General features: G+C 65.8%; 15 protein-coding genes and 1 tRNA gene. 6 read left to right on the top strand and 10 right to left on the bottom strand.

All coding sequences use genetic code 11. The features are described 5' to 3' along the window. Positions 1-57 precede the first annotated feature (57 nt). Together T8S45_RS07450 and T8S45_RS07455 are read left to right on the top strand one after the other, a co-directional pair. The gene (locus T8S45_RS07450) at positions 58-627 is read left to right on the top strand and encodes a hypothetical protein (RefSeq protein WP_322293282.1); all 570 of its coding nucleotides are present in this window, start codon (positions 58-60) and stop codon (positions 625-627) included. 743 nt (positions 628-1370) lie between these two features. Beyond that, entirely contained in the window at positions 1371-2468 is a 1098-nt protein-coding gene (locus T8S45_RS07455; RefSeq protein ID WP_322293283.1) for a branched-chain amino acid aminotransferase, read from the top strand. On the opposite strand, the gene T8S45_RS07460 is transcribed toward T8S45_RS07455, so the two are convergent. Together T8S45_RS07460 and T8S45_RS07465 are read right to left on the bottom strand one after the other, a co-directional pair. Continuing rightward, positions 2465-3475 carry a sensor histidine kinase gene (locus T8S45_RS07460; protein ID WP_322293284.1) on the bottom strand — a complete coding sequence of 337 codons (1011 nt, stop codon included), beginning with the start codon at positions 3473-3475 and terminating at the stop codon, positions 2465-2467. The genes T8S45_RS07455 and T8S45_RS07460 overlap by 4 nt on opposite strands. 71 nt (positions 3476-3546) lie before the next feature. Continuing rightward, positions 3547-4554 (bottom strand): DNA topoisomerase IB, encoded by a 1008-nt coding sequence (locus T8S45_RS07465; RefSeq protein ID WP_188642289.1) that lies wholly within the window; start codon positions 4552-4554, stop codon positions 3547-3549. A 162-nt stretch (positions 4555-4716) separates the two neighbouring features. On the opposite strand from T8S45_RS07465, the gene yghU reads away from it, so the two are divergent. From yghU to T8S45_RS07485, 4 genes are all read left to right on the top strand, one after another. Then, positions 4717-5556, top strand: a complete 840-nt coding sequence (gene yghU / locus T8S45_RS07470) for a glutathione-dependent disulfide-bond oxidoreductase (protein WP_322293285.1) — start codon at positions 4717-4719, stop codon at positions 5554-5556. 143 nt (positions 5557-5699) lie between these two features. Next, a tRNA-Gln gene (locus T8S45_RS07475) sits at positions 5700-5774 on the top strand. A gap of 198 nt (positions 5775-5972) precedes the next feature. Next, entirely contained in the window at positions 5973-8486 is a 2514-nt protein-coding gene (locus T8S45_RS07480; RefSeq protein WP_322293286.1) for a putative bifunctional diguanylate cyclase/phosphodiesterase, read from the top strand. 218 nt (positions 8487-8704) lie between these two features. After that, the gene (locus T8S45_RS07485) at positions 8705-9490 is read left to right on the top strand and encodes a hypothetical protein (RefSeq protein ID WP_322293287.1); all 786 of its coding nucleotides are present in this window, start codon (positions 8705-8707) and stop codon (positions 9488-9490) included. Positions 9491-9588: 98 nt separating this feature from the next. Here the strand turns inward: T8S45_RS07485 and T8S45_RS07490 are convergent, their stop codons facing one another. The 8 genes from T8S45_RS07490 to T8S45_RS07525 all read right to left on the bottom strand — a co-directional run bounded on the left by T8S45_RS07490 (position 9589) and on the right by T8S45_RS07525 (position 22010). Beyond that, positions 9589-11148 (bottom strand): PH domain-containing protein, encoded by a 1560-nt coding sequence (locus T8S45_RS07490; protein ID WP_322293288.1) that lies wholly within the window; start codon positions 11146-11148, stop codon positions 9589-9591. After that, positions 11145-11666, bottom strand: a complete 522-nt coding sequence (locus T8S45_RS07495; RefSeq protein ID WP_188642294.1) for a PH domain-containing protein — start codon at positions 11664-11666, stop codon at positions 11145-11147. The genes T8S45_RS07490 and T8S45_RS07495 overlap by 4 nt, the downstream gene beginning before the upstream one ends. 101 nt (positions 11667-11767) lie before the next feature. Continuing rightward, a complete protein-coding gene (locus tag T8S45_RS07500; protein WP_322293289.1) occupies positions 11768-14197 on the bottom strand; it encodes a TonB-dependent receptor in 2430 nt (809 codons plus the stop codon). Positions 14198-14385: 188 nt separating this feature from the next. Further along, on the bottom strand, positions 14386-15075 hold the full coding sequence (locus T8S45_RS07505; RefSeq protein ID WP_322293290.1) for an energy transducer TonB: 690 nt from the start codon (positions 15073-15075) through the stop codon (positions 14386-14388). A 178-nt stretch (positions 15076-15253) separates the two neighbouring features. Then, positions 15254-16240 carry an L-histidine N(alpha)-methyltransferase gene (gene egtD / locus T8S45_RS07510; protein WP_322293291.1) on the bottom strand — a complete coding sequence of 329 codons (987 nt, stop codon included), beginning with the start codon at positions 16238-16240 and terminating at the stop codon, positions 15254-15256. A 3-nt stretch (positions 16241-16243) separates the two neighbouring features. Further along, complete coding sequence (gene egtB, locus T8S45_RS07515) at positions 16244-17524, bottom strand: ergothioneine biosynthesis protein EgtB (protein ID WP_322295201.1); 1281 nt, start codon at positions 17522-17524, stop codon at positions 16244-16246. Positions 17525-17656: 132 nt separating this feature from the next. Beyond that, on the bottom strand, positions 17657-19039 hold the full coding sequence (locus T8S45_RS07520) for a class II 3-deoxy-7-phosphoheptulonate synthase (protein ID WP_188642298.1): 1383 nt from the start codon (positions 19037-19039) through the stop codon (positions 17657-17659). A 61-nt stretch (positions 19040-19100) separates the two neighbouring features. Beyond that, positions 19101-22010, bottom strand: coding sequence for a M16 family metallopeptidase (locus T8S45_RS07525; RefSeq protein ID WP_322293292.1), 2910 nt, complete (start codon positions 22008-22010; stop codon positions 19101-19103). Positions 22011-22075: the final 65 nt, after the last annotated feature.

Consider the following 22075-nt stretch of genomic DNA (forward strand, 5'->3'; position numbering starts at 1 on the left):
TGTCGTTTCGGCTCCGGAATGCTTGCGGGCGGGCGATCCCCCTCCCATACCGGATCGATGAAGTCTATTCCCCTGCTCCGCTACACGATCCTAGCCCCCACCGCCGCGCTCGCGCTGGCCGCCTGTTCGCAGCAGGCCGCCCCGCCCTCGCCGACCCCGCCTCCCCCGCCGCCGCCGGTGGTCGAGACACCCGCGCCGGCTCCGGCGCCGGCGCCGACCTATGACGACTGGCGCGACGCACCGAAGACCGCGGGCGCGTGGCGCTCGATCAAGCAGGGGAGCTATCCGGCCTCCGCAGTCTACGAGGCGCCCGGCGGCGAAACGCTGGTCGAAATCCGCTGCGACAATTTGCGCGTCGATATCCGCCGCGCCGGGACGGGGAGCGAGGAATTGCCAATGACCTTCCGCACCGTGCAGGCCGATGGCAGCTTCGGTGCCGACACCCGGACCGCGCGCCCGGTACGTCCGCTGATGTACGAAGCCAGCGTCCCGGCGGTCGATCCGATGCTCGACCGGATCTCGTTCTCGCGCGGGCGCTTCACGCTCGAAGTGCCCGGCCTGCCGACGCTTTACCTGCCGAGCGATCCGGAAATGGTGCGGGTTTTCCAGGAGTGCCGCGCACGTTGATTGCGCGAACGCGATATTCTGACGTGGAAAAAAACTTATTCAAGGGTTGTTTGGCGAACGATCATGACTCACAAAGGGGTCACGGTCGGCGCGATGGTAGCCTGAAGGATACCAGCACAAAGGGACCTCCAGGCGCCTGATCCGTCCGAGCCACATGAGTGGCGACTGGCTTACAAGCGCGAAAGGAGGTGATCCGATGTCTCATGGTTCAGCAGGGAGGTCGGTAAGTTTCCGCGCGAGGTACTATCTTTGATCCACCAAGGTAAAAGATAGAGATCTCGTGAAGCGGCGCTGACGGCCGCTGACCATGAAAAGGGCGGCTCCCGCAGATCGCGGGGCCGCCCTTCTCATTTGTGTGATTACGCCCGCGCATCCGCGCGGGCATCCTCGGTGCTGTTCTCTCCGCTTTGCTCCGAGGCACCTGCGGGCGCCCGGTCGGGCTTGCCTCCGCCTGGTCGGCCTCGGGCGACCGCCTTCGTCGTGTCCGTTTGGCGCTTCATCGCGATATCCGTCCAGGACTTGCGCGCGGCAGCGCGCACGCGTGCGACCGCACGCTGGCCGTTAGGCCGAATCCAAACAGCGCGGATGCGCTGCGCCCGGCGTTTGAGGGCCCCAAACAAAAGACTCCGGATGGGCGAGCGAAACACAAAGACTTTCCCCACCACCTGCACCGCATCCCCTCCCTCCCCTTGTCGAAAATCACCGGCTCGCCTAACCGGCCAACCAAACCCGAGGGAGATACCATGGCCGACGCGCCGGAATACGACATTCGCCATATCGAACACCCCAACCCGGTCCCGTCGGCGACCCGCGATCAGGCGATCGCCGATCCCGGCTTCGGCAAGCTGTTCACCGATCACATGGTCCGGATCGACTGGCACGAGGACAAGGGCTGGCACGATGCGCGGCTGATGGCGCGCGGACCGATCGAACTCGATCCCAGCGCCTCGGTGCTCCACTACGCGCAGGAAATCTTCGAAGGATTGAAGGCCTATCGCCACGCCGACGGCTCGCTGGCGCTGTTCCGGCCCGAGGAAAACGCCCGGCGGTTCAACCGCTCGGCCGCGCGCCTCGCGATGCCCGACCTACCCGAAGAGGCATTCCTCGGCGCGATCCGCGCGCTGGTGCTCAAGGACAGGGACTGGTGCCCGAGCGTCGAGGGCGGCTCGCTTTACATCCGCCCCTTCATGATCGCGACCGAGGCCTTCCTTGGCGTGCGCCCGGCGAAGGAATACGCCTTCATGGTGATCCTTTCGCCCGCCGGCGGCTATTTCAAGTCGGGTGCCCCGGCGATCTCGATCCGCGTGGGCGAGCATTACACCCGCGCCGCGCCGGGCGGGACGGGCTTCGCCAAATGCGGCGGCAATTACGCCGCCAGCCTCGTGCCGCAGGGCGAGGCGCTGGCATCGGGGCACGACCAGGTCGTGTTCCTCGACGCGGTCGAACGCAGGTGGGTCGAGGAACTGGGCGGGATGAACCTGTTCTTCGTGTTCGAGGACGGCCGTATGGTCACCCCGCCGCTGGGCGACACGATCCTCGCCGGTATCACCCGCGACAGCATCCTCACGCTCGCGCGTGAAGAAGGGCTCGACGTGGTCGAGGAACGCTATGCGATCGACCAGTGGCGCGCCGATGCCGAAAGTGGGAAACTGGTCGAGACACTGGCCTGCGGCACCGCCGCGGTGGTGACCCCGGTCGGCAAGGTCACGGCCGAGGATTACAGCTTCGAGATCGGATCGGGCGGTCCGGGTCAGTTGACCCAGAAACTGCGCGAGCGGCTGGTCGGGATCCAGACCGGCACGGTCGAGGACCGCCACGGCTGGATCACCAAGCTCGGCTAGTCCTCGCGCGGGAGCGCGGTCAGCACCATCGTCGCACCGTTTTCGTCGATATGGGACAGGTGCGATGCACGCGCCTGGTGGGCGAAGGCATTGAGCAGGCGGGCGCCGAGGCCGCCGCCCTCGTTCGGGCGCGCGGACGTACCGGCCCCGTCGTCGACGACGGTCGCCGTCCACGCTTTGCCGTCATGGATGAGCGACACCTCGACCGATCCGTCGCGCCCGTCGGCGAAGGCGTATTTGCCGCAATTGGCGATCGCCTCGTTGACATAGAGCCCGATCGCGACCGCAATTTCGCGCGGCAGGGTGACGTCGGCGATATCGCAGTCGAGGTCGACCCCGTCGTGCAGCGCGGCGCTCGCCACCCGGCCCGCGAGGTTTTCGAGATAGGGCTTCATCGCCGTTTCGGCGCCCTCCTCCTGCTCGAGCTGGAGGTTCGAATAGGCCTCGGCGAAAGTGCGCACGCGGCGGATCGCATCGTCGAACGCAACATCGAGCCGCGGATCCTTCTCGCGCTTCTTCTGGATTTCGAGCAAGGCGGCGACCAGCGCGAAATTGTTCTTCGTGCGGTGCTCGAGCTCGGCCATCAGCACCTGCTTGCGAGCAAGCTGGTCCTCGGCGAGCTCGGCATTGTTGCGCACCGCGCGGCGAAACGCCTCGGCGAACAGGACCACGACCAGGACGCAGACCGCATTGATCGCCACCCGCGCCGGATCGGTCGGATCCTCGAAGGCGAAATCTCCCTGGGGGCGCAGCACGAAATACCAGGCCCAGCCGAAGGTCAGCACGAAACACGAGATCCCGCCCCGCCACGAGCTGAACAGCGTCGCGATCAGCACCGCCGGGTAGATCATCGCGAAGGGCCCGCTTTCGGGCGCCCACAAGTTCACGAGCGCGCGGATGCCCATCATTGCCCCGCCGCACAACAGGCCGAACGCGATCTCGGCGAGCTGCCGCCGCGTATCGCTGACATAGCGATCGCCGATATTGAAACGGGCTAGGCGTTGCATGGAAACTGCGGGACCCTTGAAACTGGCAGGCGCTGTAGATCAAAATCTTGCACCTGTCGCATGATTTCAAGTCAGCCCGCGAGCGACAGCAGCTCGGCCGCGCTGGGGGCGTGTTCGAGCAGCTCGATCAATGCCCGCTCCTCGCGGCTGTGCCACTTGGTCTTGCGCGGCATGCGCAGCCTGGCGCGCCATTTCTCCTGGCGTCCGACCAGCGCGATCACGGCGGGATGGATGTAGCTCTTGCGCGCCATCGCGGGCGTATTGCCGAGCCGCTCGCCGACCTCGGTCGTCAGCGCCTTGATCGTCAGCTCGCCCTCGGCAGCGGCAAGCTCGCCCAGTCCGATGACGCTCGCATGCCAGGTACGGAAATCCTTCGCGGTGAAGGCCTCGCCCATCGTCTCGCGGAGGTATTCGTTGACGTCGCTGCTATCGATCGGGTGCGGGTCGCCATCCTCGTCGAGGAACTGGAACAGGTGCTGGCCGGGCAGGTCCTGCATCCGCTTGACGAAATTGGCGAGACTGCCGTCGGTGACGCGCATCTCGCGCCGTTTGCCGCCCTTGGCGGTGAAACGCAGCACGAGGCTGCGACCCTTCACCTCGGCATGCTTGCGCCGCAAGGTGGTCGCGCCGAAGCTCTTGTTCTCGCGGGTATAGCCCTCGTTCCCGATCCGGATGCTCCCGGTATCGAGCAGCCGCACCACGCTCGCGAGCGCACGCTCGCGTGTCAGGTTGGGCGAGCGCAAATCCTTCGCCACCCGGTCGCGAATCAGCGGCAGGAGGTTGCCGAAGGCAGCGCAGCGATCGAACTTTTCGCTTTCCTGCTGCGCGCGGAAATCGGGATGGTAGCGATATTGCTTGCGCCCGCGCGCATCGTAGCCGGTCGCGAGGATGTGACCGTTGGGCGCGGGGCAATACCATTCGTCGGTGTAGGCGGGCGGGAGCGCGATCGCGTTCAATCGGTCCTTCTCCGCCTGGTCGGTGATCAAGCGCCCCTTGGGATCGTAATAGGCGAAGCCGCGCCCCGCTCCCTTGCGCGTGATGCCCGGCATGTCGTCGTCGACATAGATCAGCTTCGTCATCGAGTTGCGTCCCTTCGAAAGAGTCAAACCGCCTTGCCGCGCGAGCGGTTCCCCCTGCCCTTTCGATCAACGTGATCGCGAAATCGGCCCTTGCGCGCGTAACCCGATGCCCCATCTCGGCCAGACCCGGTCGCAGATCGAAACCGAACCAAGGACCCGCCGATGCCCAACGCCTACACGCCGCCGAAAGTCTGGAAGAACACCGAAAGCGGCGGCAAGTTCGCCAATATCAACCGGCCCACCTCCGGCGCTCGCGAGACGCGCGAGCTGCCGCGCGGCGAGCATGCCTTCCAGCTCTACTCGCTGGCGACGCCCAACGGGGTGAAGGCCTCGGTCATGCTCGAGGAACTGCTCGAAGCCGGCCACGATGCCGAATACGACGCCTACACGATCAATATCGGCGAAGGCGACCAGTTCACCTCGGGCTTCGTCGGCATCAATCCGAACAGCAAGATCCCCGCCCTGCTCGACCTTACCGGCGACGAGGAAGTGCGCGTGTTCGAGAGCGGCGCGATCCTGCTTCACCTGGCCGAAAAGTTCGGTGCCTTCCTGTCATCCGAACATCGCGCCGAAATGCTCAGCTGGCTGTTCTGGCAGGTCGGCAGCGCGCCCTTCATCGGCGGGGGCTTCGGCCATTTCTACGCCTATGCGCCCGAGAAGTTCGAATACCCGATCGACCGCTATTCGATGGAGACCAAGCGGTTGTTCGACGTCGCCGACCAGCGGCTGGGCGCGACGAAATACCTCGCCGGTGACGACTACACGATCGCCGACATCGCGATCTTCCCGTGGTTCGCTCCCTTCGTCGAGGGCACGATTTACAACGACGCCAAGACCTTCCTCTCGATCGACGAATACGAAAACGTCGCGCGCTGGGTGAAGGAGATCGCCGCCCGTCCCGCGGTCAAGCGCGGCCGGATCGTCAACAAGGCTTGGGGCGAGGACGACGAACAATTGCTCGAACGCCACTCCGCCGCCGATTTCGCGGGGAAGAAAATGTAGGTTCCTGGGTGCGGTCAGGCATCCGCCCGACCTCGGTCCCAAGACTCCTCCGCAAGCTATCGACGGATGTCGAGGGCACACCTGAACAATCCTCATCTCGCCCTTCACATCCGCGTCCACCGCGCTATATGGGCGCGCGCTGCTGGGGTGTAGCCAAGTGGTAAGGCAGCGGTTTTTGGTATCGCCATTCGCAGGTTCGATCCCTGCCACCCCAGCCAGCCCTCCTCGATATCGATAGCGGACGCGGGCTGCCCGATTTCGGTGCGAATCGGGCGCGAACCGGCCGCTTGCATGGCGCAGCCGATGGCCCGGTCCGCGGTCACTACTGCGGCTGGTCTTCGACGGGTGATGTCGCCACGACAATTACGAAGATAAAATTCAATGAAATATTAGGCGCCTTGCTTTATCAAGTCGGCATGAGCCTGTTGAATTCCCGGAAATTCCGAGCGAGCTCCAGCGAGGCGGACGCAGGGATCGACCGGAACCAAGTTCGGGCGAAGCCCGACGGAGACGCGGCCAGGCTCCTGCGCATCGCAGTCAAGATATTCGATGCCGCAGGCAGTGCCATCGTCCTGCTCGATCGCGGCGGCGAGCAGTTCGAAAGTATCCACGGAGGAGAACGAGGCAGGCGCGCCGAGATCGTCGCGCTCTGTCAGCGGGCCATTGGCTCCGGCGAAAAGGCGGTGGTGCGCGAAAGGGCTGAGGCCGAAGGGGCATGCCTCCAGCCCGGCTCCGAAGAATCGGGCCACCGGCTTCTTTCGACCGCCGTCCCCCTGTTCGATTGCGCGGACAAGTGCGTGGGCGCACTGTGCGTGTTCGGGCACCCCGAAATCCCGCCGTCGACCGAACTGTCCTGCTGGCAGGACCTGCAGGCGCTTGCCAGGTCGTCGATCCGAAACCGGCCCGGCGCAACGCTCGACCGCATCGTCAGGGAATTCGCATCGGTCACGTCCGACGCCATCCTGGCGGCCGACCATGCCGGCAGGATCCTCTTCTGCAATCCTGCGGCCGAGCGCATGTTCGGCCAATCCGCAACCGACATCGTCGGCCGCCAATTCTCCGCGCTTTTCCCTGATTGCCCGTCGCGCAGCGATAAGTGGGGCGCGTTCGAACCCTCAGCTTCGAACGACGGCTTCGTCGAGCGAGAGGCACTGCACGCCGACGGATCGCGGTTCCCAACCGAATTGTCGTTTGCGAGTATCGGCGAAGCGGATGAGCGGATCGGGTTTGCATCGATCATCAGGGACATCAGCGTCCGCAAGCGGCTCGAAGCGGAAAAACGGCACGCGGTCACGCTGCTCGACACGATCGTGAAAAACCTGCCGGCGATGCTGTTCGTCAAGGACGTGGCGACACGCGAATACGTGTTCGTGAACCCGGCTGCCGAACGACTGATCGGCCGTCCGGCGAAAGACATCATCGGCCGAACCGACCGCGAGCTGTTCCCCGATCAGGGCGCAGACTACGAGGCCCGCGACACACAGGCGATCGCGCTCGCGGCCCCCTTCACCTTCGAGGGACAATTCGTGCGCGACGACGGCGAAACCGCCAATGTCCGGACCAAGCGCGTGATCATGGACAGCGCGGACGGTGAATCGCGCTACATCCTCGGCCTGTCCGAGGATGTCAGCGAGACCCGCAGGGTCGAGGCCAAGGTCCTCCAGCTCGCAAGGTACGATGCCCTGACCGGGCTCTACAACCGGTCGCATCTCACCGAGATCATGCACGACCTGGTCAATGCGAAGGCGCCCTTCACGCTCCTGAGCATCGATCTCGACCGCTTCAAGGCGATCAACGACCAGTTCGGACACCTTGTCGGCGACCGGGTCCTGAAAATGGTAGGAGAACGCCTGCAGGCGATCGTCGGGTCGGACAACCACATCGCCCGGATCGGCGGTGACGAGTTCGCGGCGATCATCGAGGGTGCGGATTGCGAAGCGCAGGCGATAGAGTTGGCCCAACGCGCGATCGATGATCTCGCGCGCCCGTTCGAGGTCGACAACCGGAACTGCTATATCGGAACGTCGATTGGCATGGTCGGCTTTCCGCATGACGGAAAGACCACCGACGAACTCAGGGGAAATGCCGACCTGGCACTGTATCGGGCCAAGGCCGACGGTCGCGGCACCTATTGCGTGTTCGATTCGAGAATGGATGCGGTGCTGAAGGACCAGCGCGAGCTCGAAACCGAATTGCGCGAAGCCATCGCGAATGGCGAGATTTCCCTCGAATTCCAGCCCGTATACTCGGTCGAGGACTGGTCGATAGTCAGCGCAGAAGCGTTGGCGCGCTGGAACCACCCCACCCGCGGCCCGATCTCGCCCGAGACGTTCATTCCGCTGGCGGAGGAATGCGGACTAATCGGGGAGCTCGAAGCCCAGGTCCTGCAGCAGGCCTGCGAGGCGGCATTGCAGTGGCCGTCGCATATCTGCGTCGCGGTCAATCTTTCGCCGCTCCAGTTCCACTCGGGGAGCCTGCCAAGCCGGGTCATCGATACGCTGGAATCCACGGGCTTTCCCCCCGAACGTTTGCAGATGGAAGTGACCGAAAGCCTCCTGATTCAGGATGTCGATCGGACCTTCGAGCAGCTCGAGGCCTTGCGTGCCCACGGCATCCAGGTGCTGCTCGACGATTTCGGCGTGGGCTATTCCTCGCTGAGCTATTTCCAGCGTTTCACCTTCGACCGGGTCAAGATCGACCGGTCCTTCGTCAATGAAATCGATCGATCGCACACCGCGAAGGCGATCGTCGAAGCGATCGTTCGGCTGGGCCGAAAATTGCAGATGGGCGTGGTGGCCGAGGGGGTGGAAACCGAAGAACAGATGCATGTGCTCAGCGCGATGGGCTGCACGCACCTGCAGGGTTATTTCCTGAGCCGCCCGGTGAATTCGAAGCTGATGTCCCGCGCGTCGCTCCAGAACGTCGCCTAAGTCCTGCCCGACTATTGCGCGGTATGCGGCGCGTATCACCGCCGCGGACGGCGATGCTCGGTCTTCAATCCAGACCGGACTGAAAGTCCCCAACTGGCCGGTTGCGGGGATTAATCGCGCTCGCCATCGCCTTGAACATCCACTGCCGAGCGAATTCGGTTTGCCGTTTCGCTGCGCCGGTTCGCATCACCGGGCCTCCACCAATCAGGAGGCGATCAATGTCAGACAAGAGCAAGCAGGCGCTGGATTTCGTGCGAAGCGTCGAACTCCCGCCCGAAGACAAGGCATTCGACCGCGCGATCGCGCGGGCACGCGATGATGTCGGTCCGATGGCCGACGATCCCGAGGGCGATGAAACCGCTTCGGTGGTCGGCGGGAGCCTCGCCTCGTTCACCGCCAATCTGACCGGCCAGAACCGGTCCGACTCCAAGAATGCGACGCTGTTTGCGCAACTGGCGGCCGATGCCGCGTTCGACCGCCAGTCGCAGCCGATGGAATGGTACCACCAGTATGTCGAGGTCCTGAGCCAGATCGGGTGGAACCGCCCCGGCTTCAACTTCAGCAGCTACACTTCGGGCGGCACGACCGTGCAGCTCGACCAGGCGGTGCTGACGATCCTCGGCGGCCTCGCGACCGCGAACGAGATCGCGATGGTCGCCGCCACGATGGAGGCGCTCAAGGAAATGAGCGACGATTCCAAGCAGATGACCGTTTGGGATTCGAAATCGAGTGACGGTTCCAAGGGCAATTTCCAGATCCTGCCCTGTACCCGCGAGGACAATGGCGATGTCGCAATGATCCTGACGGGCATGCAATTTACCGCGCACCATTCGGAAAAGCGCTTCCTGTGGTTCAGCTGGAGCTCGGATTCGATCAAGATCGTACAGGCCGCCGCGCGCTTCGTTCTCAACGAGGATATCTACAAGGAGGTCCGCAAGGCGATCGTCGAGCGCCTCGGCGAGCGGGCGACCAAATACGTTGCCGAAATCCCGCTCGGCGACTGACCGCCGGATCGAGCCCGCGGTGAACAGGAGCTTCGGGGAAGGAGGTCCCGGAGCAAAATCGCTCCCGATCGCGGTCGATCGACCTGTCCGACGAGCCGTCAGGCTTCCTGCGCGACGGAGAAGTCGACCGCGGCGATCGCTTCGATCACTTCGTGGCGGAGACGCCTGGCCTCGTCGATCGGAACGCCGGGTATCTCCATCGTTCCGCCCGCCAGACCAAATTGCACGGTGGCATAGCCGCGCCATTGCGCCAGCGGGCCCTGCGCGATCTCTACCGACTGGAGCTTGACCTTGGGCGCGGCGGTCAGCTGCGGGGAGAGGATCCCGGTGCGCACGAAGACCTGTTCGAGCGCGGTCGCGTGGCGGTGGCGCCGCCAGCTGAACCAGCTGAGCCCACCAACCAACGCGAGCAGCGGGACCGGTGCGGCAAGCAACCACGGGCTGACGGTGGTCGCTACCACTGCACCGATTACCAATATCCCGGCCGACACGATCAGCGCGGTGTCGATCCACGCCTTCGGGGTGGGACGCACCCACGCGATGCTTTCGGGGGGAAGCGCTATCCTCGCCGCCTCGGCAACGGGGACGATCTCGTCCATTTGCCCGAAGGGGACGACAACGTGGCTCGCTTTCTTGGCATCGCTCGCGAGGCTGACCAATTTGAGCGAGTGCCAACCGAACAGGCGACGGAACCACTTCGTGCCGAGCGTCATCGCCTGCACCCGGTGCGCGGGCATCACGACATCGGTCCTGGTGAACAGGCCGCGCCGGCGACGGAAGCCCTTGGCCGTGCGCTCGAGCAGGAAGCCGTGATCGCGCACGAAGGTCTGCACGACCCCGGTGACGAGACCGAGCGCCACCACCCCGGCCGCCGCGGCGATCGCGCTCAGGACTTGGGCGGCGAGGCCCATCGCGGCAAGCTTGCGCCCCTGCCCCTCAAGCGCGTCGCCGAGCACCGCATCGTACATGTCGTCCCACGAGAACAGGAAGTCGAGCTGGCCGATGGCACCGAAGATCACCGCGAAGATCACCAGCGAGAATTCGAACAGGCCGAACCGCAACAGGCGTTTCTCGTCCATCGCGAACAGCGCCTGCCCGTCCGCGGTCGCGGCCTCGGCGGCAGGGTCGTCGGCATCGATGTCGAGGGCGCCCTCTCGCTGCGCCCGCACGGTTTCGCGCAAGCGCTCGGCCTCGCTTTCGGTGACATAGGCGAGGTTCAGGTCCTCGCCTCCGCCCGCGCCCGTCTCGAACTTGACCCGCACCAGCCCGTACAGCCGCGCTACGAGCGGTTGCTCGAGGCTGACGTCCTGGATCCGCGCGTAGGGCACCGAGCGCGCCTGGCGCGAAACGATCCCGCTTTCGACGCGGATATCCTCCGCCCCCACGCGATAGGTGGTCTTCCACCAGCCGAGCCAGGTGACGAAGCCGATGACCATGACGACGAGACCGAGCAGCGGCAGGAAACCCAGCGCCTCGCGCACTTCGCCGGCGACGAAGAATATACCGATCGCCGGGAGGATCGCCTGGCGCACCGAATCGACCAGTCGGACGAGCAGGCCGATCGGCGCTGTGCGCCGGACGGGCTCGCCTTCTGCAACCGTCACTGCCGCGTGATCTTCCGGCGCGATCGGCGCAGGCGTCTCCGCCGCGTCGGTCACAGCGTGTCGCGCTTGATGTGCGCGCGGATTTCCTCGCGCATGGCGAGTGCGTCCTCGTCGAGCAGGCCGGGCAGCGAGACGCTCGCATTGTGGTTGCCCGCCGTGTGGAGGACGATCGTCGAGAGGCCGAAGGCGCGTTCGAGCGGCCCGCGATCGACGTCGATATGCTGGACCCGGCCGAACGGCACGATCGTGTCCGAACGCCACCACACCCCGCGCGCCACCCGCAGCCGGTCGCGCCCGAGATCGTAGCCGCGCGCCTGGTAGCGACGTCGCGGCCAGCGCCAGAGGAAGAACCCGGCCAGCAGCAGCACCGGCCCGACGAAGATGCCGCCAGGCACCGCGTCGTCGAACGGTCGCACGAGCTCGAGCACGCTCGCGCCGACCAGGAACGGCAGCGCGGTCAGCGCAATCGTGATGCGCAGCACCGTACGGTAATTGGGATGGACCGGCGTAAGCCCTTCGTCGCCGCCAGCTTCGGGCACCTTCGCCCGCTCGATACCCTCCACGTCGCTCATGCCAACCTATATGCGACCGGTGTGCTGTTCGCACAAGACAGGTCGGCATGAAAAAGGGGCACCGCCGCGCGGCGATGCCCCGAATTCTCGACTTGAAGCAATCAGAACGATTTGCGCACGGTCATCCCGAAGGTCCGCGGCTGGCCGACCTGGAAGCCGAGGCGCGCGCGGCCCCCGCGTTCGCGGTCGAAGGACAGCAGCGGGTTCTCGTCGAGCACGTTGTTGGCATAGACGATCACCGACAGCCCGCTGTCGAAATCGACCCCGGCGCTGAAATTGAGCAGCGAATAGGCCGGCAATTCGAGATCGAGCGTCGTGCTGTCGGTTCCCGGCGCTCCCGCGAAGGGCAGGTTCGAGACGAAGGTCCGCGGGTTGTTCTCCTGGTCCGCCGGCTGGGTGAAGCGTGAGCCGACATATTGGAACGAGCCCCCGAAGAAGCCGGTCGCATTGTCGGAGAAATCCCACTCGTAGCTGGCCGCCGCCGACATCTGGAATTCGGGCACCGAGGGCAGCCGGTTGCCGTCGCGGATCCCGGTCGCGGCGGTGAGCGCGCCGGGCAGCGTGGTATCGAACTGCGCGTCGATATAGCTCATCGCCAGGCTCACGTCGTAGCCTTCGGCCGGTGCGAACTCGAGTTCCATCTCGACCCCGGCCGAATAGGCGTCCTCGACGTTGAAGACGATGCGCGAGGAGCAGCTGCCGGCGTCGAGCGTGACTTGGAGGTTGTTGATGTCGTTGTAGAACGCCGCGGCGCTGAAGCTGAACGAATCGCCGAACGCCTTGCCACCGACCTCGTAGTTCCAGAGCGTCTCGTCTTCATACGACTGGAAGCTGCCGAACAGCGCCTCGTCCTGTGCCGAGCAGAGCGTCACGTTGAGCGGATCGTTGACACCGCCGAGCCGGAAGCCTTTCGCCGCCTGCGCGTTGAGGGTGAAGTTGTCCGACACGTCGTAGGCGAGGATCACCCGCGGGCTGATCCCGTCGGATTCGGTGGTGTCGAAATTGTTGTCGCCATTGGCGAACAGGCCGCCCGAGAGAAACTGGCGCGATTCCTCGAAATCGTAGTACCGCGCGCCCGCGGTAACCGACAGGCGCTCGGTCAGTTCGTAGGTTCCCTCGCCGAACACTGCGACCTGCTGGATGTCGTAGGGCAGGTCGGCATTGTAGGGAGAATCGAGGTTGGGGAAGCCGTTGGCGACCGCCGCAGAGGTTCCCGCGCCCAGCGTGGCATCGGTGGCGGCGGCATAGCCCGGAGTCGGCAGGCGCTGGGCATAGGTGCGATCCACCTGCGAATAGAATGCGCCGAACACCCACTGGAACGGTCCCTCGCCGGTCGAGGACGCGCGCACTTCCTGCGTGAAGCTCTGCAACTCGGTCGTGTCGCGCAGGTTCGATGGCAGGTTCACCGCTGCGACGGGATAGCCGAGGTCGACCGAAACCGATCCGGTCAGCGCGCTGGCATCGCGGCTGACGAGGATGTCGCGATCGGTATAGGAGGTCACCGAGGTCAGGCCAACGGAGTCGCCGAGCGGGATTTCGACCACCAGATCGGCGAGGAAGGTCTCGTCCTCGAACGCCTCGCGCAGCAGCAGGTACTGCTGGCGGTCGTCGTAGACCGTCGGCGGGGTGGTGAACTCGTTGGCATAGAGGTTGAACACGTCCTGCCGGTTGAACCCGTTCACGTCGATCCGCTGATAGACGAAGCGCGGCGTGATGCTGAAACCGGGCGCCGGTTCGAGCCGCATCGCGATCCGGCCGCCCGCACGCGTGCCGTCGTTGATGTCCTGCCCCCCGGCCGGACCGATCGCATCGATGAAGCCGGCGTAGCTCGTGTGGTAGCCGACGATGCGGATCGCGCCGATATCGCCGAGCGGCGCATTGGTCGCGCCCTTGATGCTCCAGCCCGCATCGCCGCCGTCGATCGCGGTGACGCCCGCCTCGATGACGCTTTCGGTCACGCCGAGTTCGGGCTGCGCGGTGATGTAGCGGATCGTCCCGCCGACCGAGCCCGATCCGAACAGCGTGCCCTGCGGTCCGCGCAGCGTCTCGACGCGCTGCAGGTCGAACAGGTCGAGATCGGGGGTGAAAAGCGACAGCGAGATGACCGATTCGTCGAGATAGACGCCGACCTGTTCCTTCACGCCCGGCTGGTCGCGGACGACCTGCCCCGCCGACACGCCGCGCACCGCGACCTGGCTCTGGCCCGGGCCGAGGTTCTGGACCGTGAGCCCTGCGACGTTGCGCGAGATGTCTTCGATGTTCGCCGAACCGGTTTTCCGGATGTCCTCGGCGGTTTGCGCGTTGATCGAGAACGGGACGTCCTGGATCGTCTGGTCGCGCTTGGTCGCGGTCACGACGATGCGGTTCTGCGGCGGGACCTCGTCGGTCGGCTGGGTCGCGGCGTCTTCCTGGTCGCTCTCCCCGGTATCCTGCGCCATTGCCGGCGAAGCGGCGAGCAGCGTGGCGGCGCCGACCAGCAAGGCCGCGCGATAGCCGATGGCATGGGTCGATCTCGTTGCGAAAGTTCTCATCAGTCCCGTCCTTTCAAATCGTCGCGAAATTCCCCATTCCGCGAACAGACGGGTTGATACTTTCACAATTTGACGTGACCGCGCAAGATTCTAACAGACAAGAGCTGTGCTTGCGTCCACCTATGTTGCATAGCGGCAACATCCGATGGGATGTCGGCGGCCGGCACGCGACCGGCCGCCGGTCTCGGTCAGGGCAAGCGCCAGACGATCTCGGCCGAGAACGTCCCCTTGACCCTGGCGCCGGTGTCGTCGCGCGCGGGAGAGAACGCGCCGCGCCGCGGCAGCAGGCGGCAGGTCGCGCGGTCGAGCGCGCTATGGCCGCTCGAACGCGTCACCGTGCAGCTCTCGATCCTGCCATTTGCGCCGATCTCGAGCCGGTAGCCGACCGTGCCCTCTTCCCCGCGCCGCGCGGAGACCGACGGGTAGTCGGCGGTGCTGAACCAGCTCGCGGGCGGGCTCGACGGCACCGGCCCGGTTGGCGTGTAGGCGACGGTCGGGCTGGGCCTGGGCGTCACCGCCGGGCCCGGCGTGCCGCTCGCGGTGGGGCCGGGAATCTCGAACCAGTCAGTGGGCAAAGGGGGCACGTCGGTCGTGGGGACACCGGTCGCCGTGGTCGGCAGTTCAGTGCGGGGTTTCGGTGTGAAAACCACCGTCTCGCCGGTCTTACTCACCTCCGGCGACGCGGTTGGTGTGGGCGGGGGAGGCGGCTCGACCGGGTCGTAGATGACGGCGGTCGGATTGGGCTTGGGCGTTTCGACGAACGGAACGTACCCGCTCGACAGCCCGGTGATCACCAGCGCTGCGATCCCGACCTGGATCGCGGTCGCGGCAGCCATTGCCCTGGGGTCCGGCCCCTTATGGGTATTCGCATAGGACATGCTTCTCTCCTCTTCCCGTGTTGCGCCGCCCTCCCGGCGGCCCGGGAAAGGGCGGGGTTCCGTTGGGGAACAGGTGAACCGTGCGCCCCCATCGGTGAACCGAAAGTGGAACGGTCGTTCAGAAGACGGACAGGAAAGCTGAATGGAATGAGGCTGAGCACACCTGAACCCGGGAAAGTTACGGCGCGATGCGTTCTTCCGCCGCGCGGCACAGGATCAGGCTGTAGCGCTCCTGCCGGTCGAGCCAGCGCTGCAAGGGCGTCCAGCCGCCCGCGCGCAGCAGCATGAAGGCGCTGCGACGGCTGAACTTGTGGCTGTTCTCGGTGTGGATGCTCTCGCCCTCGGCCATCGCGAATTTGCGGCCCGCCACCTCGAAGGTGATGTCGCGCGTCGCGACGAGGTGCATCTCGATCCGGGCATAATCGTCGTGCCAGCGCGCTTCGTGGCGCAGCGCGTCGACCGGGATCGTACCGTCCAATTCGCGGTTGATGCGATGCGCGAGGTTGAGGTTGAAGGCGGCTGTCACGCCCCTGGCGTCGTCGTAGGCGGCCTCGAGCACCTTGCGGTCCTTCACGAGGTCCATCCCGATCAGCAACATCGATTTCGCACCCAGCGTGGCGCGCATCGAGCGGAGCAGGTCGACCCCGGTGCGCGGCACCATGTTGCCGATCGTCGACCCGGTGAAGAAACCGAGCTTGGGCATGTCGGCTGTCTCGGGCGGAAGCGCCACTTCCTTGGTGAAATCCGCCTCGACCGGATGGACCGCCAGACCGGGAAATTGCTGCGCCAGGTCGGCTGCCGCGGCGCGCAGGAAATCGCCCGCGATGTCGAGCGGGACATAGGCCGCCGGATCGATCGCCCGCAGCAGCAGCGGGGTCTTGACCGAACTGCCCGACCCGAATTCGACCACCGCCCTGCCCGGCCCGATCGCATTGGCGAAATCGGCCCCGCGGTCGGTCAGGATCTCGGTCTCGGCGCGGGTCGGGTAGTATTCCTCGACCTGGGTGATGTCCTCGAACAGTTGCGAGCCGTCATCGTCGTAGAGCCAGCGGGCGGGGACCGCCTTCTGGTCGTAGGACAGGCCCGTCAGCACCTCCTCGCGGAAGGCGCGATCGACCCCTTGCTCGTCCTTGTCGACGAGCGCGATGCCCTCTTCTGCGGCCATAAGTCAGATATCCTTTGCCAGCCTCAGGCCGGTGAACTGCCATCGCTGGTGCGGATAGAAAAAGTTGCGGTAGGAAGCGCGCGAATGGCCGCGCGCGGTGGCGCAACTCGCGCCCTTGAGCACGAACTGCCCGCTCATGAACTTGCCATTGTATTCGCCTACCGCGCCTTCGGCGGGCCGGAAGCGCGGGAACGGGAGATAGGCCGAGCGGGTCCATTGCCAGCAGTCGCCGAACAGCTCGGTCCCGCCGCGTGGCATGACCGGGGTGGCGCCGACCCGCCCGGCATCGAGCTGGTTGCCCGCCGCGCTGTCGAAGGCGGCGTCGCACTCGGGGCAATCCTGCCCGCGCGCGATCGCTTCCCACTCGAACTCGGTCGGCAGGCGCCGGCCCGCCCATGTCGCGAAGGCATCGGCCTCGAAATAGGAGATGTGGGTGACCGGAGCATCCGGGTCGCGCGCGCGCCAGCCGGCATGGGTGAACTGCTCTCCATCACGCCAGTAGAGCGGCGCCTGCACGTCGTTCTCCTGCACCCAGGCCCAGCCGTCGGACAGCCACAGCAGCGCGTCGTCATATCCGCCATCGGCGACGAACTCGGCCCATTCGCGATTGGTCACCAGCGTCGAACGCATAGCGAAGGGTTCGAGCAGCGCACGATGCGACGGACCTTCGCAATCATAGGCGAAGCCATCGGACTGGTGGCCGATCTTCGCGATTCCGCCGGGGTAGGAGAGCCATTCGGGTTCGCATCGTTTCGCGGCCGGATCCCGTGCCGCGTCGAACATCGCCGGGCCGAGCGGGTTCTGGAACAAAGCGTGCTTGATGTCGGTGAGCAGCAATTCCTGATGCTGCTGTTCGTGCGCGCAACCGAGCACCACCAGTGGTGCCAGCTCATCGTCGGCAAGCAGCGGCTCCATCGCCGCGTTCACATGCGCGCGATAGGCGAGGACCTCGTCGAGCGAGGGGCGCGAGATCATTCCGCGATTGAAGCGTGCGTTCCGCTCCCCGTGGCTCTCGTAATAGGAATTGAACAGGAAAGCCCAGTCGGGGTCGTAGGGCTCGTAGCCATCGACGTGTTCACTCAGCAGGAAGGTCTCGAAGAACCAGGTCGTGTGCGCGAGGTGCCACTTGGCGGGGGAGGCATCCTCCATCGACTGGATCGTCGCATCGGCATCGCCCAGCGGCGCAGCGAGCGCTTCGGTCAACGAACGCACGTCGCGAAAATGCTCGGCTCGCTTCTCGGCGCACCAATCAGGTGCACTTAGCGGTAATGCTGCCTCGGCCAGCGAAACTCTCCCTCGGGCTCCGGTCGACCCAGCATAAGCGACCGTTCACTCATTGAAACCCTCGGGCGGCGATTATTTTCCCGGCAATTTCAGATGGGAAAAATTTGCCGATCTGATCGAGGACCGGATCGCTCAGGCGGCGTTCGATTTCGCGTCGGGGCCGAAGGCCGCTTGGTCCCGCAGCGTGTCCGCCAGCATGAAGGCGAGTTCGAGCGATTGCGCGGCATTGAGGCGCGGGTCGCAATGGGTGTGGTAGCGATCGCCCAGCCGGTCGTCGGTGATCGCCACCGCACCGCCGACGCATTCGGTCACATCCTGCCCGGTCATCTCGACATGGATCCCGCCCGGATGGGTACCCTCGGCACGGTGGGCGGCGAAGAAACCGCGCACCTCGGCGAGAATCCGTTCGAACGGACGGGTCTTGAGCCCCCCCGCGGTCTTGACGACATTGCCGTGCATCGGGTCGCAGCTCCACACCACCGGGTGTCCTTCGCGCTCCACCGCGCGCAGCAGCGGCGGCAGGCCGTCGTGGATGGCCTCGTGCCCGAAGCGCGAGATCAGCGTGATCCGCCCCTCCTCGCGCGCCGGGTTGAGCGTGTCGAGCAGGCGCAGCAAGAGCTCGGGATCGAGCGAGGGGCCGCACTTGATGCCGACCGGGTTGGCGATCCCGCGCAGGAATTCGACATGTGCGCTGCCATCGAAGCGCGTGCGGTCGCCGACCCACAACAGGTGCGCCGAGGAGCCGTACCAGTCTCCGGTCAGCGGGTCCTTGCGCGCCAGCGCTTGCTCGAATGGGAGCAGCAGCGCCTCGTGGCTGGTGTAGAAGGTCGTGCCCTGCAACTGCGGGACCGTGGCGGGATCAACCCCGCAAGCTTCCATGAAATCGAGCGCCTCGCCGATCCGGTCGGCGGTTTCGGTGAAGCGCTGCGCCCAGGGCGAGCTCGCGATATGATCAAGCGTCCACTGGTGGACCTGGCGCAGATTGGCATAACCACCGCCGGCAAACGCGCGCAGCAGATTGAGCGTCGAGGCGGCCTGCGAATAGGCCTGCACCATGCGCCTGGGATCGGGTTCGCGCGCGGCGGCGTCGAAATCGATCCCGTTGATGCTGTCGCCGCGATAGGAGGGCAGCTCGACATCGCCCTGCCGCTCGGTCGGGGTCGAACGCGGCTTTGCAAACTGGCCCGCCATCCGGCCCAGCTTCACCACCGGCATCCGCCCGGCGAAGGTCAGCACCACCGCCATCTGCAGGATCGCGCGGAAGGTGTCGCGAATATTGTCGGGGTGGAACTCGGCGAAGCTCTCGGCGCAATCGCCGCCATGCAGCAGGAAAGCCTCGCCGCGCGCGACTTCGGCGAGGTCCTCGGTCAGCGCGCGCGCTTCTCCCGCGAAGATCAGCGGCGGGCGTTCGGCGAGCTCGTCGGTCGTCGCGCGCAGGGCCGCCTCGTCCGCATATTCGGGCAATTGCCGCGCCTCGTAGCGGCGCCAGCTATCGGGAGACCAATCCTGCTTCATCCCCCGCGACATAGTAAGCGCATCGGGTGGATGCCAGAAAATCCTCGATCGGTTTCGTCGATCAGTCCTCCGGCACGATCGCGATCCGGATCGCATCCTCGGGTCGGAGATATTGGCGCGCGAGGTCCTGCACGTCCTCACGGGTCACCTGCGAGAAGTCCTCGAACACCGTGTCCATCTGCGCGAAGCGGCGGGGGTCGAACGTCGCATCCTCGAGCTGCCACATGTAGAAGGCCGAGCCGAGCAGGCCTGGGCGCAGCAGTCGCCTCATCGGTTCGAGCGCCTTGGCCAGCTCGGCCTCGGTCGGTCCGTTGGCGACCAGGTCGGCCGAGATGCGATCGATCTCCTCGTAGATCGCAGAAACGTCCTCGGGTTTCACCTGCGCGATCGCGAGCATGCGCCCGCCGTTCTCGACGCTGACCGGCCATTGCGACACCATTTGCGGGGTGTAGCTCGCGCCCATCCGCTCGCGCAGCGCATCGAGCAGGCGGCTCGAATAGATCGTCGCGACCGCCTCGAGCTTTCGCGCCTGGCGATAATCGGCAATCCCGCCCGCAGTGTTCCACGCCATCACCGCCATCGCCTGGTCGTCGGCCCCGCGATGGGTGACGGTGATCGGCGTCGCTGTCGGCGCAGTGACGGGGACGGTGGCGCTGGCGGTATCCACGGGCAGCGCCGGACGCGGGGCGAGCGCGCCGAAAGTGCGGTTGAGCGCCGTGATCCCGGCCTCGCGCCGGAAATCGCCGAAGACCTGAACCTCGATCGGGCCGGAAGCGAGGATCTTCCCCCACAGCTCGGCGAAACGCGCCTGGGTGGTGCCTTCGAAATCTTCCCCCGTGGGAGAGCGGAAGCGCGGATCGCCGTCATGCAGCAATTGTTCGAAATCGCGCTCGAACACGCCGAGCGCGCTGGTTGCGTAGCTGCGATATCCCTGGATGCCAGCCGCACGCGCGCGACGGACCGGGCCCTCGTCCCATTGCGGATAGGCGAATTTGGCGGCGAACAGGTAGAGCTGGTCGGCGAGGTCTTCATTGCGGGTCTCGGCCTCGAGCACGAAGCGCCCGTCCTCGATCGTGAACTGGTAGCCGATCTTGCGCCCGGTGGTCAGCCGGTCGAGCGCCTCGTTGTCGAGCCCCGCCTGCCCCGCTGCGACCAGCGCCATTTCGCCGAGCGCGGCATAGGGCACGTCCTCGGCCGAAAACGCGCGGCGGCCAGCCCCGAAGCGGACCTTGACCGTCAGCCGCCCCGGCTCGTTGGTCTTGGGCCAGATCAGCGCCGAAACGCCATTGCCCCAGTCGAGCCGTTCGATCGCCTCGATCCCGGTCTGCGTGATTTCCGGTTCGGTGGGTTCGCCGACAGCGGGCAGGCTGTCGATATCGACATCGGCGGCGGCGAGGCGCGCCTCGCCATTGGCCGCGACCTCTCGGGTCAGCGCGAGCGCCAGCGCGGCATCGTCCGCCGTGTCCGGTCGGTTCGTGACCAACAGCGCGCGCCCGACCGTTCCTTCGAACAGTTCGCGCGTCGCGGCATGGATCGCCTCCGGGGTAAAGGACGGCTTGGCACTGGCGAAAAGGCGCAGCACGGCGCCGGGCGAGGTCACCGTCTCGCGGATATCGATCGCCCCGACCAGATCGTCGGCGAGCTCGTCCGAGGGCTGCAGGTTGCGCTTGTCGAAATAGTCCTGGTAGCCGACTTCGTATTCGCTGACCTCGCGGTCGATTTCCTCCTGCGTCGGCGGAGTGGCGATGGCATCGGCGATGATCCCGCGCACCTCGGCGAGCGCGCCCTCCCAATCGCTTTCGAGCGGACCGACCGAGATGTAGGTCGCATCGGTCGAACGGTACACATCGTCCTGCCGCACCGAGGCATAGAGATAGGCCCCCGCGCGGGCGCGCGCCTCGAGTCGGCGGTTGATCACCGCCTGCGCGATGAAGCTCCGCATCAGGCCGCGATTGTATTCCTTCGTGTCGAGCACCGGCCGCCAGGGCCGCAGGATCGCCCAGTTGAGCGAGGGTGCGAGATCGGGCTCGACCATCGTCGCGGCCTCGCCCAGCGGCGGCAGGATCCCGTCCGATGCGACCGCATCGCCGGGTGCCTCCGGATCGCCGAAACGGGGTGCCTCGGTCGCCGGGCCTTCGGCGCGCCAATCGGCGTAATGCGCCTCGATCATCCGCGCGACCGCCACCGGATCGATATCGCCGACCACCACCAGCACGGTGTTGTCGGGCCGGTACCAGCGGCGATGGAAAGCCGAAACGCTCGCTCCCGTGGCGCCCGCAAGCGTTTCAGGCGTGCCGCCCGGCTGCGTCTCGCCGAGCCGCTGCCCGCGATAGAAAATTTCACGCTGGCGTTCGGCAACCCGGCGCTGTGCGCTTTCACCGTCGCGGTTCTCGGCCTGGACGATCGGCAGTTCGCGACGCACGTTCGCGTCCGACAGCACCGGTGCGGCGAGCATCCCGGAAAACAGCCGCAACGTCTCGTCGACATCGTCGTGCGCGGCGCTGGGCAGGTTGATCTGGTAGACTGTCTGGGTCGGGCTGGTCGTCGCATTGGCGTCGATCCCGATCTGCGCGCCCATCGCCTGCCAGCGCGAAAAGGCCTCGTTCGGGCCGAGATACTTGCTCTCGCGGAACAGCAGGTGTTCGAGCAGGTGGGCGTAGCCGTGCTCGGTGTAGGTCTCGTACATCGAGCCCGCATCGACCAGCGCGCGAACCGATACCTGGCCCTGCGGCACGTAATTGCGGCGCACCGCATAGCGCAGGCCGTTGGGAAGCTCGCCGAACAGCCAGGCGCGCTCCTGTTCCAGGTCGGAGCCTTCGTAGAACCAGTTGTCCTCGCCGCGCTGCAGGCTTTCGGGTTCGGCCTGGACCTGCACGGTCGGGGTCGAATCGTGGTTCTGCGCGTGGAGCGGCGCGGCGACGGCCGAGGCGAGGAAGGCGAAGGCGGCAAATGCGCGCGGGAGAAAGGTCATGTTGGGGGCATATCGTCGCACCCCATGAAGCGCGAGTGAATATCCCCCTCCCCTTGCAGGGGCGG

Source organism: Pseudoblastomonas marina, from assembly GCF_034374265.1.
GTDB classification, from domain to species: domain Bacteria; phylum Pseudomonadota; class Alphaproteobacteria; order Sphingomonadales; family Sphingomonadaceae; genus Alteriqipengyuania_A; species Alteriqipengyuania_A marina.